The sequence below is a fragment of the Chromobacterium fluminis genome (genome assembly GCF_011602385.1).
Classification (GTDB): domain Bacteria; phylum Pseudomonadota; class Gammaproteobacteria; order Burkholderiales; family Chromobacteriaceae; genus Chromobacterium; species Chromobacterium fluminis.
Genome location: NZ_JAAOMA010000035.1, coordinates 22,167 through 37,523, shown reverse-complemented (window position 1 = coordinate 37,523; position 15,357 = coordinate 22,167). Strand labels below are relative to the sequence as shown.

Genomic DNA, 15,357 nt, shown 5'->3' with positions numbered 1-15,357 from the left:
CCAATCCTAGATAGACAGCGCCCGCCTATCTCAATTGGCGGCTTTTTACCCCTGTTTTTCAAACCTTGCGCTCGCCGGATTCGCCGAGACGAACCTTTTCCGCCTCGCTACCGCGCCGGAGCGCTGTAATCGGGACGCTACAATTCCGTAGTCATCGCCCCCTACTCAGGCCTTTTGCCAAATTCATGGTTTTCGTTGCGGACGGGCCACGTCGAATACGCATCATTTCCCGGCGCCGCCATCCCGGCGGCAATGCCCAACAGGCCTGAGTTCCAGCAGATTTCGCCACGCGACCGCGCCCACGACCCGCGCTGCAGAAACAGCCATCCTCTTGAAAAGAAGCGGATTTTGTTGGAAAATATTTCACGTCAAACCAAGAGCGCTCCCGGCGCTCTTGTCATTTCCGCTTACCTTTCGGCTCCCCCGCAACACCACTTGGCAAGGCCAGCTTGGCAGTTGGGTATTGCTATCTATAATCGATTTAGAGCAAATTACCTATGGGGTAATTTAAAATATCGCCGACCCCGCATTGGCCGTAATATCAAAACTTCCAATACCGGCCTTCGCGTGGACAGAAAGATTATAAAAATGAGATTCCATATTGAAGACAAAGTCGTCTTCGACCCTGATGAAGGCAGCCTTCTGCCCTGGGATCAAGACAAGATCATCCTGAAATACAATGAAGCCTTGCTGCTCAAACTCTTGCTCTCCGGGCTGTTCGAAAAAAACGAGCTGATTGAAAACGTATGGGGGAAAACCATCGTCACAGACTCCAGCTATCACAAGCTGGTGTTCGATCTGCGCGCGCAGCTTGAGAAAAGCGGCCTGGACCCCAAGATCATCAAGACCATTCCAAGACGCGGCTGCCAATTCGTCGGCGCCTTCGTCTTGCTGGAACCGGAGGCGGACGCCGACGGCCCGTCGCCGGCGACGGAAGCCGGCCCTCTGGAGACCACCCCCGCGCCCGCGCCACACCGACGCAAAACCCGCTGGCGGGTGCCGGCCCGTATCAACCGCCGACAGGTGTTGGCCGCGCTGGCGATCATGGCCCTAGGCCTGCTCTTGGGCTGGCACGCTTCTTGGTGGATTCCGCAAATGAATATTCATAAAATGCGCGACGGCGCGCGCAGCTTGTTCGTGGTGGGCAATGTCTACCGCGACGCGCCCAAGCTACCGGAAAGCGGCGGCGACGCCTTCTACATCAAGAGCGGCAAGTGCGCGGCGAGCTATCTGTGCGACAAGAAATACGGGAGCGATCTCAATTGCAAAAACAAAATCGTTTTCTGATCGCTCTCGGATTGTTTCTGGTCACGCTCTACCTGGGCTATGCCGGCCACAACTACATCATGGACAGCCGCACCATCTGCACCGCGCGCATCTCCGAACTCAAATTCCCGCGCAATAGCGGGGACACGGCGATCACCAGCGGCTTCATCGACCTGGACATGAAGAACGAGACCATCCACTTCTTCCTGCACTCACCCACCGGTGACTACATCAACCGTCTGCTGCAGTTCAACACCAGCTACGGATGGAACGGAGAAGCCAACGCGGTCACCATCGTCAAAAAGACCAAGTCGCCGTCCGAATACGGCAGCCTGGCCAGCGAATACCACATCTTCGACATCGGCACCCGCCACCTGATCAATATGGTGCCGGTCACCAACCATGTCACCCAAGTCAATTTCGACTCGATCAGTTTTTTCTGCGAAAACCAGGAAATTCTCTAAAAGCCTGTTTACGATCTCGCGAGCATGCGCGAGACAAGGCCTTGCGGCTGAAAAAACAGCAAATCGTAAACCGGTTCCCAAAGCCGGCTTACAAACCCGCACGCGCCCTCTCTCCGCAAACCAGGCCCCAAGCCGGCGGGCCGCATCTGCAGCCCGCCGGGTCTTGAACCGGTCTGTCAGAAGTACGCCATCGCGTAAGTCATCGCCCCCACCAAGCTGCAGAAAATCAGGCTGTGCTTGAGGGTAAAGCGGAACAGGTCCGCCTCCTTGCCCACCAAGCCCACCGCCGCGCAGGCCACGGCGATGGATTGCGGCGAAATCATCTTGCCGGTGACGCCGCCGGTAGTGTTGGCCGCCACCAGCAAGATATCCGACACGCCCAATTGATGCGCGGTGGACGCCTGCAGCGCCGAGAACAAGGCGTTGGACGAGGTATCGGAGCCGGTCAGGAACACCCCCAGCCAGCCAAGGAAAGGCGAGAAGAAGGGAAAGGCCTTGCCGGTATTGGCCAGGCACAAGGCCAGCGTGCTGGACATGCCGGAATAATTGGCGACGAAAGCGAAGGCCAGCACCATGCCGATGGACAAGATGGGCCGCTTCAGTTCGGCCAAGGTTTCACCGAAGGCGGCGACAGCCTGCGCCGGCCGGAAACGCAGCAACACGATGGACAGCAATGCCGCGACGAAAATAGCGGTGCCCACCGCCGACAGCAGGTCCAACTTGTACAGCGCCTCGTAAGGCTTGTCCGCAGCCACGATGGGCGCGGTCTTGATCACCAGATTGTCCAGATGCGGCACGTGGAACTTCAGCACCCAATGCTCCAGCGCACCGCCCTTGGCGAACAGCGCCTTGAACGGCTTCAGGCTCCACAAGGTCACTAGCGCGGTCAGGATCAGGAACGGCCCCCAAGCGCGGGCGATCCGGCCCAGGCTAAAGCCGGAAGCCTGGCGCGGGCTGGGCGCGCGGCGGCCGGCGAAGGTGAAGATCTCGCGCGGCTGCCATACTTTCAGGAACAGCGTCAGACACACCAGGCTGACCAGCGCCGAAGTGATGTCAGGCAGTTCCGGCCCGATGTAGTTGGAGGTGAAATACTGGGTCACGGCGAAAGAACCCCCGGCCACCAGCACCGCAGGCAAGGTTTGGCGCACGCCCTTGAGGCCGTCCATCATCATCACCAGCCAGAACGGCACCAACACCGACAGGAAGGGCAGTTGATGGCCGGCCTTGGCGCCGATGGCGAAAGGGTCCAGCCCGGTCACCTGGCCGGCCACGATAATGGGGATGCCCATCGCGCCGAAAGCCACCGGCGCGGTATTGGCGATCAGACACAGGCCGGCCGCGTACAAGGGATTAAAGCCCAGCCCCACCAGCAGCGCGGCGGTAATGGCCACGGGCGCGCCGAAGCCGGCGGCGCCCTCCAGAAAGGCGCCGAAGGAAAAACCCACCAGCAGCATCTGCAGGCGCTGATCCTCGGTCACCGACAACACCGAGGCGCGGATAATGTCGAACTGCCCGGTCTTGACGGTGATCTTGTACAGAAACACCGCGGCGATGATGATCCAGGCTATGGGCCACAGGCCGTAGGCGAAGCCGAAACCCGCGGCGGCCAGCGCCATGTCCGCCGGCATGCCGTAGAACAGCGTGGCCACCAGCAAGGCCAGCAGCACGGTCAGGCTGCCGGCGACATGGCCCTTGAGCCGGAACACCGCCAGCGCCAGGAAAAAGAAAATAATCGGCAAGGCCGCCATCAGCGCCGACAGCGCCATGCCGCCGGACGGAAAGTAGTTTTGGGTCCAGATCATGATGTCTCCTCTGTAGTCTCTCCTTCTTCTTGCGCGCACAAACATCCGCGCGGCGGCGGGCTAGCCGCGGCCGTGTGGACGGAATGCGTTCAGGGAAGGATGTTTACGGGCGTTTCAACTCGGCGCCGGCCGCCCGGGCGGCGGCGCCATCAATGCGGCCTTCATAGCGGGCCGCTTCCAGGGGTGGTGCAAAAATCCAGCAGCGCTTCGATGCTGCGGTATTCGAAACCGGCGTGCTCGCTCAGGCCGATCTGGCAGGTGCGGCTCATCGACACGCCGTGGCGGCAGCCGGGGGGCAAGGCCGGCGGCAAACGCCGCAAACTATGCGCGTTCAGTTCCGGCACGTTGAAGCCCTTGTCGCCGGCAAAGCCGCAACAGGCGATGTCCGGCACCGTCAGCCGCTCGGCGCAAAGGCCGGCCAGCCGCGTGAGCGCCTCCGCCGCGCCCATCTCGGCGGCGCTGCAGGGAATGTGCAACGCCAACTGCTCCAACTTGCGCGTCACCGCCAGCCGCGGCGCGACAAAAGCCTCCAGAAATCGGGCCGCGTCGAACAGGCGCAAGCGCGCGTCCAAGCTGCCTTGGCGCTGGGCGAACAGGATGCGCGCCGCGCACGGCCCATTGTCCAGATACACCGGATGGCGGCCGTCTTCGCTGGCGGCCAGCAAGGCCCGGTTCAGCGCGTTCTGGCTGATGTCCAGCGCTTCCTCCGCATTGGCCGAGGCGAAGGGCTGGCCGCAACACAGGCCGTCGTGACCGAGCGGATAGCGGGGGCTGAAGCCGGCGCGGCGCAACAGCGCCAAGGTGGGCGCGGCCGCGTTGCCGCCGGCGGCGTCGGCGGCCAGCGCTCGGTTGACGCAGCTGAGGAAGAGCACCACCGGCTCGCCGTCGCCGCCAACAGCGGCGGGCAGACGGCCGGCCGGCCGCGGCAGATGCGCCGGAATCAGGGGAATCACCTTATGGCGGCGGCGCAGCCGCAGGCTGATGCGATGCAGCCGCTCCGGACCGAATACATGCGCCAGCGCCAGGCCGGCGCGAACGGCGGCCGCGGCGGCGCCGATGTGGCGGGCGGCGAAGCGCGCGGCGCGCGGCCGCGGCGACGGGCCTTGCAGCCGCTTCATCAGTTCGCCGGTATTGATGCCCACCGGGCAGCGCGTCGCGCACATGCCGGTGGCCGCGCAGGTGTCGATGGCGCGGTAGCGGAAATCGGCGCGCAGCGCGGCCAACTCTTCCCCCGCGTCGCCGTCGCGGCTCAGCTGCTGGATGCGTCGCCAGGCGACGATGCGCTGGCGCGGGCTCAGCGTCAGCCCGTGCGACGGACAGGCCGCCTCGCAAAAGCCGCATTCGATGCAGCGATCAATAATGGGATCGGCCGCCGGCAGCGGTTTGAGGTTTTCCAGGTGCAGCCGCTCGTTGTCGGTGATGATCACCCCGGGATTGAGCAGGCCGTCCGGATCAAACAAGGCCTTGATGCGGCGCATGAGGTGCCAGGCGGCGTCGCCCCACTCCTGGCGCACAAAGGGCGCGACATTGCGGCCGGTGCCGTGCTCGGCTTTCAACGAGCCGTCGTATTCACCGGCCACCAGCGCGCTGACGTCCTGCATGAAGGCGTCGTAACGCGCCACCTCCCGCTCGCTGTCGAAACTGGGCGCGAACACGAAATGCAGATTGCCGTCCAGCGCATGGCCGAACAACAAGGCCTCGTCATAGCCGTGGCGGTCGAACAAGGCGGTCAGCCTGGCCACGCCGTCGGCCAGCTGCGGAATCGGAAACGCCACGTCCTCGATCACCACGGTGCTGCCCAGAGGCCGCACCGCGCCCACCGCCGGGAACAGGCCCTTGCGCAAGGCCCAATAGCTGTCGCAGACCGCGGCCTCGCGGCTGAAGCCGCTGGACAAACGCGGCGCGAAACCGGCCAGCAGCTGGTCTATCGCCGCGCAATGGCGCGCCAGTTCCGCCTCGGAACCGGCGCGCGCCTCGATCAGCAAACAGGCCTCCTCCGGGCCGAACGGCCGCGCCAGGAAATCCGGCAGCCCCGGCTTGCCGTGCAAGGCGCGCAGGCTGCGGCTGTCTATCAGCTCCACCGCCGCCACGCCGTGGGCTTCCGCGGCCGCGCTCAGCGCCGACACCGCTCGGCAACACGGCTCCAGCGCGTCGAACAGCAGCAAGGCCGAGGCCTTGTGCGGATGCTCGATCACGCTGTGGAAGGTGATTTCGCTGATGAAGCCCAGCGTGCCCTCGGAGCCGATCAACAAATGGCTGAGCATGTCCACCGGATCGTCGAAATCCAGCAAGGCGTTGATGCCGTAGCCGGTGGTGTTCTTCAAGCGGTATTTGCGGCGCACGCGCTCGGCCAGCGCGGCGTCGGCGCGCAATTCGGCGGCCAGGCTGGACAAACCGGCCAGCAGCGCGGCGTGGGACTGGCGAAAGGCCGCCACGCTGGCGGCGTCGCCGGTGTCCAGCACCGCGCCGTCCAGCAACAACAAACGCATCGCCGCCAAGGTGTGATAACTGTTGTCGCGGGTGCCGCAGCACATGCCGCTGGAGTTGTTGGCGGCGATGCCGCCGATCTTGGCGCTATTGATCGACGCCGGGTCCGGGCCGATCTTGCGGCCGTAAGGCGCCAGCAAGGCGTTGGCGTGGCTGCCTATCATCGCCGGCCCCAGCCGGACGCGCGCGCCCTCGTCCAAGACCTGGCCATGGTTGAAGCCGTCGCCCAGCAAGACCAGCACCGAATCGCTGACCGCCTGGCCGGACAAGCTGGTGCCGGCGGCGCGGAAAGTCAGCGCCACCCAGTGGCGGCGTGCCAGCGCGAGGATGGCCGCCACTTCCGCCTCGCTGTCGACGCGGGCGACGATTTGCGGCCGCAGCCGGTAAAAGCTGGCGTCGGTACCGTAAGCCAGCGTGGACAGCGGATCGGTGTAAATGCGCGTCGCCGGCATGATTTTAAGAAGATCTCGATGGAAAACCTGATGCGCCGGGCTCATGCTCATGGCCGCTCCCCGCCGCCGCGACGCGCTTCGCGTTCGCGCACCATCTCGTGCAGAGTCTTGGGCGCGGGCGTCAGCGGCGCGTGGTTTTGGGTCCAGCCCAGTTGGCCGCCAAGCGCGAGCTTGCGCAGCCGGGTGGCGCCCCAGCCGAACCAGCGGTACAGCCGCGGCGAGGCGTGGACCTGGCGCCAGCCCTTCCAGGCCAGCCGCTCCGCCGCGCTCGCCGCCGCGCCCTGGCCGCGCAAGGGATGACTGACCGCCTCCCCGGCCGGACGCTGGCTTTCCTCGCGCAGCCGCATCAGCATCTCGGGAATGGGAATCTTCACCGGGCAGACCTCGCCGCAAGCGCCGCACAGGCTGGAGGCCGTGGGCAGATCGCGGGTGTTTTCCAGGCCCAGCAGGTGCGGCGAGATGATTTCGCCTATCGGCCCCGGATAAGTGGTGCCGTAAGCGTGGCCGCCGATGCGGGCGTAGACCGGGCAATGGTTCATGCAGGCGCCGCAGCGTATGCATTGCAGAGTCTTGCGCAATTGCGCGTCGGCGTAAGCCTGGCTGCGACCGTTGTCCAGCAGCACCAAATGCACCTCGCGCGGGCCGTCTTTTTCGCCGGCGCGGCGCGGGCCGCTGATCATATTGAAATAAGTGGTGATGGGCTGGCCGATGGCGGAGCGGGTCAACAAGCTGTACAAGGGCGGCACGTCGGCCAGCTTCTCCACCACTTTCTCTATGCCGGTGATGGCGATGTGCAAGTCCGGCACCGTGGTGCACATGCGGCCGTTGCCCTCGTTCTCCACCAGGCACAAGGTGCCGGTTTCCGCCACCGCGAAGTTGACGCCGGACAGGCCGACGTCGGCGTCCAGATAGAGCCGGCGCAGCGCGCCGCGGCCTATCTGTATCAACTCGTCCACGTCCTCGGTGTAGGGCGTGCCCGGCAGCTTGTCGTGGAACAGCCGCGCGATGTCGGCCTTGGTCTTGTGTATCGCCGGCATGATGATGTGGGTGGGCTTTTCGCCGGCCAATTGCACGATGTACTCGCCCATATCGCTTTCCACCGCGGCGACGCCGCGCGCTTCCAGATAATGGTTGAGTTCAATCTCCTCGCTGACCATGGACTTGCCCTTGACCATCAATCGGCCGGAACGCGCCTCTACCAAGCCGTGGATGATGCGATTGGCCTCGTCCGCGGTCTCGGCCCAATGCACTTGCACGCCGTTGGCGCTCAGCCGCGCCTCCAACTGCTCCAGCAAGTCCGGCAGCCGCGACAGGCAACGCTGGCGAATGGCCTCGCCCAAGGCGCGCAAGGCGTCCAGCTCCGCCGGATCGTCGAAGGCCGACAAGCGCTTGGCCATCAGGAAATCCATCGCCCCGCGCAGGCTGTGGCGCAGTTCGCCGTCGGCCAATGCCGCGCGCGCCTGCTGCTTGAATTGGCGCGAGGGATAAAGCTCGATCTTGTGCTCGCTCATGGTCGGGCCTCCTCCTGCTCCAGCTGCGCCGGATCGATATGCTCGGGCAGTTGCGCCAGCACCAAGAGTTCGCGCGGGCCGTGCGCGCCGTAGGCCAGCGTCAATTGGATGTCCGCGGTCTTGGACGGGCCGGAAATCAGCAAGGCGTTGGTAGGCATGCCGTCCTGCCAGTTTTCGAAACGCATCGCGCTGTAGAAGTCAGGGTAGAGCGTGGCGGTGTCGAACAAGACAATGTGCAGCGGCGGCACCAAACTCATGGTCCGCGGCTCCTGCGCGTCCGGCCACAACACCAGGGTGCCGGTGGCGGCGATGCCGCAACGCGCCGCGGTAAATGCGGCCTCGATCTCGAACAATTCGGCCTTCCAGCCATCCACCTCGCGGTCGAAGAAACGTAAAGCCGGCGGCGTCGGCAAGTTTTGCAGCACCGCCTCGGCGCGGCGGCCGTGCGCGGTGTCGGACAACAGCAAGGAAGCGGGCCGCCGCTGCGCAATCCACACCGCCAGCCGGGTGTGCCAGTCGTCGGCGCGCACCCATAGCACCTCGGTCTTCACCGCCCGCATCGCCCGCGCCCAGCCTCGCAAGGCGTCCAGGCTGTGCTGCGGCGGCGCAAAGCGCCGGAAATGCGCGTCCAGCTCCGGCCGCGGCAGTTCTTGGCGCGGCGCGGCGCGCAGCTTGGCCAGGATGGCGTCGCGGGCGCTCATGCCTTGCCTCCTACGCGCTCCAGCAGAAAGCTGGCCAGATGCCGGCCCCGAAACGCCCTGCCCTCCTTGGCCAGCTTGCCGTTGATATTGAGCAGACAGCCGCCGTCCGCGGTGATGAACTCCACTGCGCCGCTGTCCTGCAAGGCGGCGGCCTTGTCCGTCACCATCGCCCCGGCGATGTCCGGGTGCTTGATCGAAAAAGTGCCGCCGAAACCGCAGCACTCGGACTCATGGTCGTGCACCACCCGTTCCACATTGGCCAGCCGCTCCAGCAAGGCCCAAGAGGACAGATGCACATTCATTTCGCGGCGGGCGGAACAGGAGGTGTGCACCGCCACCTTCACCTTGGGGCCCTGATCTTGCGGCCGCCAGTCCAGGTGGTTGAGCAGAAAATCGCTGAACTCCACCACCCGCGCAGCCACCGCGCAGGCCTGCGCCTCGTCCGGCTGGCCGGCGAACAGTTTGGGCCAGTGGTGCTTGATCATGCCGCCGCAGGAACCGGACGGCACCACGATGGGCCAGTCCTCGACAAAGCAGTCCAGCTGCGCCCTCGCCACCGCCAGCGCTTCCGCCGGATGGCCGCTGGTATAGGCCGGCTGGCCGCAGCAGCTCTGTTGCTGTGGAAAGTGCACTCGCAAGCCCAGGCCTTCCAGCAAGGCGATGGCGTCCACGCCGGCCTGCGGCAAAAACAGGTCGAGCAGACAGGTGCCGAACAGATACACGTTGGCAGGCTTCATCCGGTTTCCTTTGTAAATTGGTAAGACCAATTATTTTTATTAAAACAACTCTAGAGTGATTGCTTGAGTCCGTCAATATGACGACGCGGATTCCCGCACCGGCTGTGGTAAGCTGCACTCACTCTGGTCTGACCAATTTTTCCGAACCGACAAGCCCAGCGCCATGGCCTATCCCAAACTGAACATCCCCAAACTCTCCGACGTCATCGTCGAACAACTGGAAAAGCGCATTCTGGACGGCGTGCTGAAACCGGGGGATCGCCTGCCGCCGGAACGGCAGCTAGCCGAAGAGTTCGGCGTGTCCCGCCCCTCGCTTCGCGAAGCGATACAGCAACTGGCATCGCGCGGCCTGCTCAGCAGCCGCCAGGGCGGCGGCACTTGGGTGACGGACCGGCTGGAAACCGCGTTTTCCGACCCTTGGGAAAAACTGCTGAACCAACATCAGGATTTGCACGGCGATTTGCTGGAATTCCGGCGGGTACTGGAAGGCGCGGCGGCGCGCGGCGCGGCCAACCGAGCCACGCCGGCCGATTTGCTGAGGCTGGAACATTGCGTGAGCCAATTGCAGGACGCCTACGACGGCGGCGACTTGACTCAGCAAGCCCAGGCCGACGTGCGCTTTCACCAAGCCGTGGCGGAAGCCTCTCACAATGTGCTGTTCGCGCATTTAAGCGGCAGCTTGCTCGCCATGCTGCACCGGCACGTCAAGGACAATATCGCTGATTTGTTCGCTGTGGGAGAAGTGGCGGACGCGCTGCGCGCGCAGCATCTGGCCATCTGGGAAGCCATTCGCGACAAACGGCCGGACGCCGCGCAACAAGCGGTGGAACAACATCTGGACTTTGTCGCCACCACGCTGCAAAGCCGGCGGCGGCAAGCGGAACGCGATGCGCGGGCGCGCATGCGTCTGGAGCATCTTGAGCCTTAGAGCCGCTAACAAAACCTCGCAGAGAACCTGAGCCAAGGCGCGCCGACGCAGGCAGTACCAGTCGTACGACAAGGAGGCGCAACGCAGGATCAGGGGTTTTGTTAGCGGGTCTTAGTGCCTGTTCAAAGTCTGCTGCGCGTCAGCGGGATGGATAGATAAAGGGCGTTGAAACCGGCTTCGAAATGCTCATGTACCGCTTGACCATTCCGCGTTCTCAGCCGTAATCGCCTGGTCTCGCCCTCGCTCGCGAACCTTTGAACCGGTGCACAAGCCCGCCGGCGCGCGCCAGCAGGGGGCGCGGCGCGACAACGGCCGGCTCTCCGCCTTGCTAGACCTGCAACTTCTTCTGGCTCTTGATCACGAAGCGTTCCCGGTCCTCCCCCCTCGCTTCAGCCTCCACCAACCACACCGGCGGGCGGCCTCGACCGGACCAAGTCTGGTGCGGCATCGCCGGGTTCTGGTACTTGGGCGTTACGCCGTTCTTGGCGTAGAGCTTGGGCAGAATCAAACCGTAAGCCATCGCCAGCCGCTCAATTTCTTCTATCCCTTTTTGTTGGCGCAGCTGAATGCGGTCGGTCAGCGTATTCAACAGAAAAACCGCCGCGTCCTTCAGCGCCTGGTCCGAACAGGAATCCAGCAACTCCTCGTTGATCAACACTTTTTTATGCATGCACGCCTCCTAAAGCTTTACCGGACTTTCGCTTCCGTTCCAAACTCCGGCCAACCGTTGTTTTTCAACTCTCATGTCTATGCCATCCATCATTAGCCATCGATTTGAATCAGGATTTAATACCATCCGGTATTAACTCTTTACGCTAATACGGGACTCAAATTGTTTTTCTTTGAATATTCTATCCCCACCACCCCAATGGCTTGGAATAGGAAAAAACTGATTTTTCCCAGGAAATAGGGCCTTTGTCCCTCGCCGGCATGGCGTAGTCTGCGCACGCGCTCCACCCGCCCAAACCAATGGCATGAAAAACCGGTGCCTTCCCTCCTTGGCCTCCCCCCCACAGCCGTCTGGGGAAATATTTTTAGAAAAGCCTTGCACAGCCTGAAAAGCCTAGGTATAGTTCGCTTCCTGTCGAGACCGACCGGGCGGAAGCCGGGAAGGACGAAACACTCCGTGGGGGTATAGCTCAGCTGGGAGAGCGCTTGCATGGCATGCAAGAGGTCAGCGGTTCGATCCCGCTTATCTCCACCACAATTCAGTCCCCATCGTCTAGAGGCCTAGGACATCGCCCTTTCACGGCGGTAACCGGGGTTCGAATCCCCGTGGGGACGCCAGCAATACCGGGGGTATAGCTCAGCTGGGAGAGCGCTTGCATGGCATGCAAGAGGTCAGCGGTTCGATCCCGCTTATCTCCACCAAATATAAAAGCCGAAATCGAAAGATTTCGGCTTTTATTCTTTACGGTTCGAATATTATTCAGCCGCCATCCTGAACTCGTTTTTCCCCGCTCGCTTGGCCTCGTACATCGCCCTGTCTGCCGCATGCAGCAGACCACCCAGATCGCCGCCGTTTTCCGGAAAAAACGCCACCCCGATGCTGGCCGACACCGAGCACTCTCCTCCGCTCAAGGCCACCGGCAACGCCAATACCGTCAACAAGCGCCGCACCATGACGCCGCAGGACGCTTCCCGATCCAAACCCGGCGCCACCACCAAAAACTCATCCCCACCCAGCCGCACCACCAAATCCTCTCCGCGCACATGCTGCCGCAGACGCTCCGCCATCGCCACCAGCAGCACATCGCCCGCCTCATGCCCCCAACCATCGTTCACCGCCTTAAACCCGTCCAGATCAATGAACAGCAGCGCAATGCATTCATTGCGACGCTTGGCCCTGATAATCTCCTTGTCCAGTTCCACCTGCAGAAAATGGCGATTGCCCAAGCCGGTCAACTGATCGTGATAGGCCAGGAAATGAATATGCGCCTCCGCCGCGCGGATCGCCGAAATATCGGAGATCGCCAGCACGTAGTGACTTACCCTCCCCTCGACGTCCCGCACCACCGACGCATGCTGCCAACAGGGAAAAGCCCCGCTCCGACGACGGCACATCACCTCGCCCTGCCAAAAATGCCTCTCATCTTCCAAACGGCGGTAAAAACCCTCTCCGTGCGGCTCCACATGCAGACAGACGTCCGGATCTCCCCCCAGGGCCTCCTCCGCGCTCAAACCCGTCAAGCGGTAAAAGGATTCGTTCGCAGACACAATGCGGCGCCCATGATCCAGCACCAGAATGCCTTCCGCGCTAGCCTGGAACACCACACTGGCCTGTCGCAGACTGACTTCGCTCAGATACGCCTCCGTCACGTCCCGCGCCACCCCCACCCAACGCGCCGGCTCGCCTTCGGCGGCAAAATTGCGCCCACACAACTCAACCCATCGCGCTCCGCCCTCCGCGTTGATTTCCACCGTTTTCTGCAAGGTCCGCCCAAACTCCAAATCCCGAGCCAGTTCCACGGCCTCGACCTCGGCCATACCCAACAGGCCTGGCCGTCCGCTCTCCGTAGCGGAGAATGGAAACGCGTCCCGAAACTCTTCTTCCCACGCCATCTCGCCGCGCCGGCCACCCCATTCCCACACCCCCAAGCGAGCCGCCTCCACCGCCATGCGCAAGCGACGGCGCTGGCGCTGCTCCTCCACCTCCGCCCTGCGCCGCGCCAACCCCATGCGCACCGAGGCATTCAGCTCGCGCAACTGATAAGGCTTCAACAAATAGCCGTACGGGGCGCTGGCTTCCGCGTTGCGCAACATATCGTCCTCGGCGTAAGCGGTCAGAAAGATGGATGGAATCTGAAAACGCTCGCGTATCACGCGCGCCGCCTCGGTTCCCGGCACATCGCCGTCCAAGTGAATATCCATCAGCACCAGATCCGGCCGATCCGCCTCCGCCCGTCGCACAGCGTCATCCGCATTGGCGCAGACGCCAAGCACCCGGTACCCCAAAGACTCCAGGCTGGTCTGCAAATCCAGCGCCACCACGCCCTCATCCTCGACAATCAACAAACCGTTGTCCACATTCATTCCGTACTCTCCGGCTCATCGCTGAACGCGATCTCCACGCAAGCCCCACCCGCCTCAGGCCGCAATAGGCGCACCTCGCCTTTCAGTTGCCCCACCAGAATGGGAATCAGACGAAAACCCAAGGAACTGACCTCGCCCAACTTCACCGACTCCGGAATGCCGACGCCATCGTCCGACACCAGGATCCGGCAGCGCCCATCCTCCTCCCGCTCCAGCGCCACCTCCACCGTGCCGCGCCGATCGGGAAACGCGTGCTTGAGCGCATTGGTCACCAGCTCGTTCACCAGCAAGCCGCAGGGAATCGCCCGCTGCATGCCCAAATAGACCACCGCGCCCATGCCGCGGCAGCGCAGACGCACGCCGCTATCCGACACGCTGCCGCTGAGCAACTGAGTCAAACGCTCCAGATAAACCCCCACATGGATACGGGAAAAGTCGCCATGCTCGTATAGCAGCTGATGGATCAGCGCCATCGCGCGCACATGATTCTGACACTCGGTCAACACCGCCACTGCCTCCGGCGGCGCCGAGCGCGTTTGCAGATTGAGCAGACTGGAAATGACTTGCAGATTGTTTTTGACCCGGTGATGCACTTCGTTGAGCAGGGCGGTCTTTTCCTTCAAAGCCAGCTCCAAACTGGCCTGAGCCGCTTTGCGCGCGCTGATGTCGGTAATGGTGGCCAATACCTGCAGCTCGCCGCCGTCGCGCACCGGGGTGAGGCCGATTTCCGCCGGAAACTCGCCGCCGTCGCGCCTCACCCCGAAAATCTCCTGCTGGCGCGCCATCTCTCGCGCCTCCGGCCGGCACATGTAATTCTCGATCAGCCGCCCATGACCATCGCGAAACCGCTCCGGCACCAGGCTGGAAATCATGACGCCTTCCATGCCGACACCCAGGTAATCGAACATCGCCTCGGCCCGATGATTCGCCATCAGAATGCGCCCGCCCTGATCTATCATCACCAGCCCGTCCAAGGCGGAATCCACTACCATGCGCAATCGGGCCTCGCCCTCGCCGCGCAGACGTTCGGCGCGCCGCTCCGCCGCCACATCTCGAACCACGGCCACCACCCCCACCACCTCGCCCGCCAATGAGCGATACGGCAGATAGCTGATCTGCCACTCCCTCAACGCGCCCCTGTCGTCCAGCCCCACCTTGGAGTTGACGCAAAAATCGAGCACCGGCTCGCCGCTCGCCATGACCTGCCTCATCAGCGACTCCAAATACTCGCCGATCCGCGGCAACATTTCCGCCACGCCGCGCCCCAAATGAGCGGAGCGCGGCAAGCCGTTGGCCTCCGCCAAACGCTGGTTGAGCAGCCGATAACGCATCTGGCCGTCGATCAGCGCCAACCCCACCGGGACCGCCTCCAGCACATCGGACAACAGCCGTTCCGCCCCATCCAGCACACTGTCTTCGCCCACCAGAGATTCCGCCACCCAAGCTCCTCGCGCCGCACAGCTCGACGCGCCGCACAGACCAAAACGGCCGCACTCAAGCGCGCCAGAGGCGGCCAACTTGTCATCTGCTTGTGTTATATGACGAATGAAATGGGAAGCAAACTGTTAAAATTGCTTAGAACCTGTTTACGATCTGCTGCGCTGCGGCGATACGGCGTTGGAAAAGACCTCAGAATGCTCATATACCGTATGTACATTCCGCTTCTTCAGTCGTTTCCGCCTTATCTCGCTCTTGCTCGCGAGATCGTAAACACGTTCTTAGCGCAATCAATCGGGACAGGCGCGCCGGAGCGACGAGAAACAGGGAAAGGCCGCGACGGACGCGCGGAAATGGAAAAAGGCCACGCAATGCGTGGCCTTTGAATTCTGGCTCCCCGAGCAGGGCTCGAACCTGCGACCTGCGGATTAACAGTCCGTCGCTCTACCAACTGAGCTATCAGGGAACATCTCTTGCGAGAGAGGGGTATATTAACCAAGCACCAAGGCAGCGTCAATACCCGGAGCGCAAAATGCCTG

At 63.0% G+C, this 15,357-nt stretch carries 11 protein-coding genes and 4 tRNA genes; 6 read left to right on the top strand and 9 right to left on the bottom strand.

The genetic code is table 11. From position 1 onward, the window contains the following. Positions 1 to 588 precede the first annotated feature (588 nt). Both HA052_RS20105 and HA052_RS20100 read left to right on the top strand, forming a co-directional pair. Positions 589 to 1,287 (top strand): transcriptional regulator, encoded by a 699-nt coding sequence (locus tag HA052_RS20105; protein WP_166453294.1) that lies wholly within the window; start codon positions 589 to 591, stop codon positions 1,285 to 1,287. Next, positions 1,263 to 1,730, top strand: a complete 468-nt coding sequence (locus HA052_RS20100) for a hypothetical protein (protein ID WP_166453293.1) — start codon at positions 1,263 to 1,265, stop codon at positions 1,728 to 1,730. Before HA052_RS20105 ends, HA052_RS20100 begins: the two co-directional genes overlap by 25 nt. Before the next feature lie 176 nt (positions 1,731 to 1,906). Here the strand turns inward: HA052_RS20100 and HA052_RS20095 are convergent, their stop codons facing one another. The 5 genes from HA052_RS20095 to HA052_RS20075 all read right to left on the bottom strand — a co-directional run bounded on the left by HA052_RS20095 (position 1,907) and on the right by HA052_RS20075 (position 9,420). After that, positions 1,907 to 3,535: a lactate permease LctP family transporter gene (locus HA052_RS20095; protein ID WP_166453312.1), complete on the bottom strand. Its 1,629-nt coding sequence runs from the start codon at positions 3,533 to 3,535 to the stop codon at positions 1,907 to 1,909. Between the two features lie 158 nt (positions 3,536 to 3,693). Continuing rightward, a complete protein-coding gene (locus HA052_RS20090; protein ID WP_166453292.1) occupies positions 3,694 to 6,522 on the bottom strand; it encodes an FAD-binding and (Fe-S)-binding domain-containing protein in 2,829 nt (942 codons plus the stop codon). Then, positions 6,519 to 7,982: a LutB/LldF family L-lactate oxidation iron-sulfur protein gene (locus HA052_RS20085; protein WP_166453291.1), complete on the bottom strand. Its 1,464-nt coding sequence runs from the start codon at positions 7,980 to 7,982 to the stop codon at positions 6,519 to 6,521. The genes HA052_RS20090 and HA052_RS20085 overlap by 4 nt, the downstream gene beginning before the upstream one ends. Continuing rightward, positions 7,979 to 8,683, bottom strand: coding sequence for a LutC/YkgG family protein (locus HA052_RS20080; RefSeq protein ID WP_166453290.1), 705 nt, complete (start codon positions 8,681 to 8,683; stop codon positions 7,979 to 7,981). The genes HA052_RS20085 and HA052_RS20080 overlap by 4 nt, the downstream gene beginning before the upstream one ends. Continuing rightward, positions 8,680 to 9,420 carry a (Fe-S)-binding protein gene (locus HA052_RS20075; RefSeq protein WP_166453289.1) on the bottom strand — a complete coding sequence of 247 codons (741 nt, stop codon included), beginning with the start codon at positions 9,418 to 9,420 and terminating at the stop codon, positions 8,680 to 8,682. Before HA052_RS20075 ends, HA052_RS20080 begins: the two co-directional genes overlap by 4 nt. A 163-nt stretch (positions 9,421 to 9,583) precedes the next feature. Between HA052_RS20075 and HA052_RS20070 the strand changes: the two genes are divergently transcribed. Then, entirely contained in the window at positions 9,584 to 10,348 is a 765-nt protein-coding gene (locus HA052_RS20070; RefSeq protein WP_166453288.1) for an FCD domain-containing protein, read from the top strand. A gap of 328 nt (positions 10,349 to 10,676) precedes the next feature. Here HA052_RS20070 and HA052_RS20065 read toward each other — a convergent pair whose 3' ends face one another. Next, positions 10,677 to 11,018 carry an H-NS histone family protein gene (locus tag HA052_RS20065; protein ID WP_019101516.1) on the bottom strand — a complete coding sequence of 114 codons (342 nt, stop codon included), beginning with the start codon at positions 11,016 to 11,018 and terminating at the stop codon, positions 10,677 to 10,679. 458 nt (positions 11,019 to 11,476) lie between these two features. Between HA052_RS20065 and HA052_RS20060 the strand changes: the two genes are divergently transcribed. From HA052_RS20060 to HA052_RS20050, 3 genes are all read left to right on the top strand, one after another. Continuing rightward, a tRNA-Ala gene (locus HA052_RS20060) sits at positions 11,477 to 11,552 on the top strand. 7 nt (positions 11,553 to 11,559) lie between these two features. Next, positions 11,560 to 11,635 (top strand) — tRNA-Glu (locus HA052_RS20055). Positions 11,636 to 11,643: 8 nt separating this feature from the next. After that, positions 11,644 to 11,719: transfer RNA gene (locus HA052_RS20050), tRNA-Ala, on the top strand. Between the two features lie 54 nt (positions 11,720 to 11,773). Here the strand turns inward: HA052_RS20050 and HA052_RS20045 are convergent. The 3 genes from HA052_RS20045 to HA052_RS20035 form a co-directional block, all read right to left on the bottom strand. Continuing rightward, entirely contained in the window at positions 11,774 to 13,381 is a 1,608-nt protein-coding gene (locus tag HA052_RS20045) for a diguanylate cyclase domain-containing protein (protein WP_166453287.1), read from the bottom strand. Beyond that, the gene (locus HA052_RS20040) at positions 13,378 to 14,820 is read right to left on the bottom strand and encodes a PAS domain S-box protein (protein ID WP_166453286.1); all 1,443 of its coding nucleotides are present in this window, start codon (positions 14,818 to 14,820) and stop codon (positions 13,378 to 13,380) included. The genes HA052_RS20045 and HA052_RS20040 overlap by 4 nt, the downstream gene beginning before the upstream one ends. A 388-nt stretch (positions 14,821 to 15,208) precedes the next feature. Then, a tRNA-Asn gene (locus tag HA052_RS20035) sits at positions 15,209 to 15,284 on the bottom strand. Positions 15,285 to 15,357 lie beyond the last annotated feature (73 nt).

Excerpts from the sequence above, each read along its gene's own strand:
- HA052_RS20105 (WP_166453294.1), top strand. The coding sequence starts at position 589 with ATGAGATTCCATATTGAAGACAAAGTCGTCTTCGACCCTGATGAAGGC.
- HA052_RS20090 (WP_166453292.1), bottom strand. The coding sequence starts at position 6,522 with ATGAGCATGAGCCCGGCGCATCAGGTTTTCCATCGAGATCTTCTTAAA.
- HA052_RS20085 (WP_166453291.1), bottom strand. The coding sequence starts at position 7,982 with ATGAGCGAGCACAAGATCGAGCTTTATCCCTCGCGCCAATTCAAGCAG.
- HA052_RS20080 (WP_166453290.1), bottom strand. The coding sequence starts at position 8,683 with ATGAGCGCCCGCGACGCCATCCTGGCCAAGCTGCGCGCCGCGCCGCGC.
- HA052_RS20075 (WP_166453289.1), bottom strand. The coding sequence starts at position 9,420 with ATGAAGCCTGCCAACGTGTATCTGTTCGGCACCTGTCTGCTCGACCTG.
- HA052_RS20070 (WP_166453288.1), top strand. The coding sequence starts at position 9,584 with ATGGCCTATCCCAAACTGAACATCCCCAAACTCTCCGACGTCATCGTC.
- HA052_RS20065 (WP_019101516.1), bottom strand. The coding sequence starts at position 11,018 with ATGCATAAAAAAGTGTTGATCAACGAGGAGTTGCTGGATTCCTGTTCG.
- HA052_RS20045 (WP_166453287.1), bottom strand. The coding sequence starts at position 13,381 with ATGAATGTGGACAACGGTTTGTTGATTGTCGAGGATGAGGGCGTGGTG.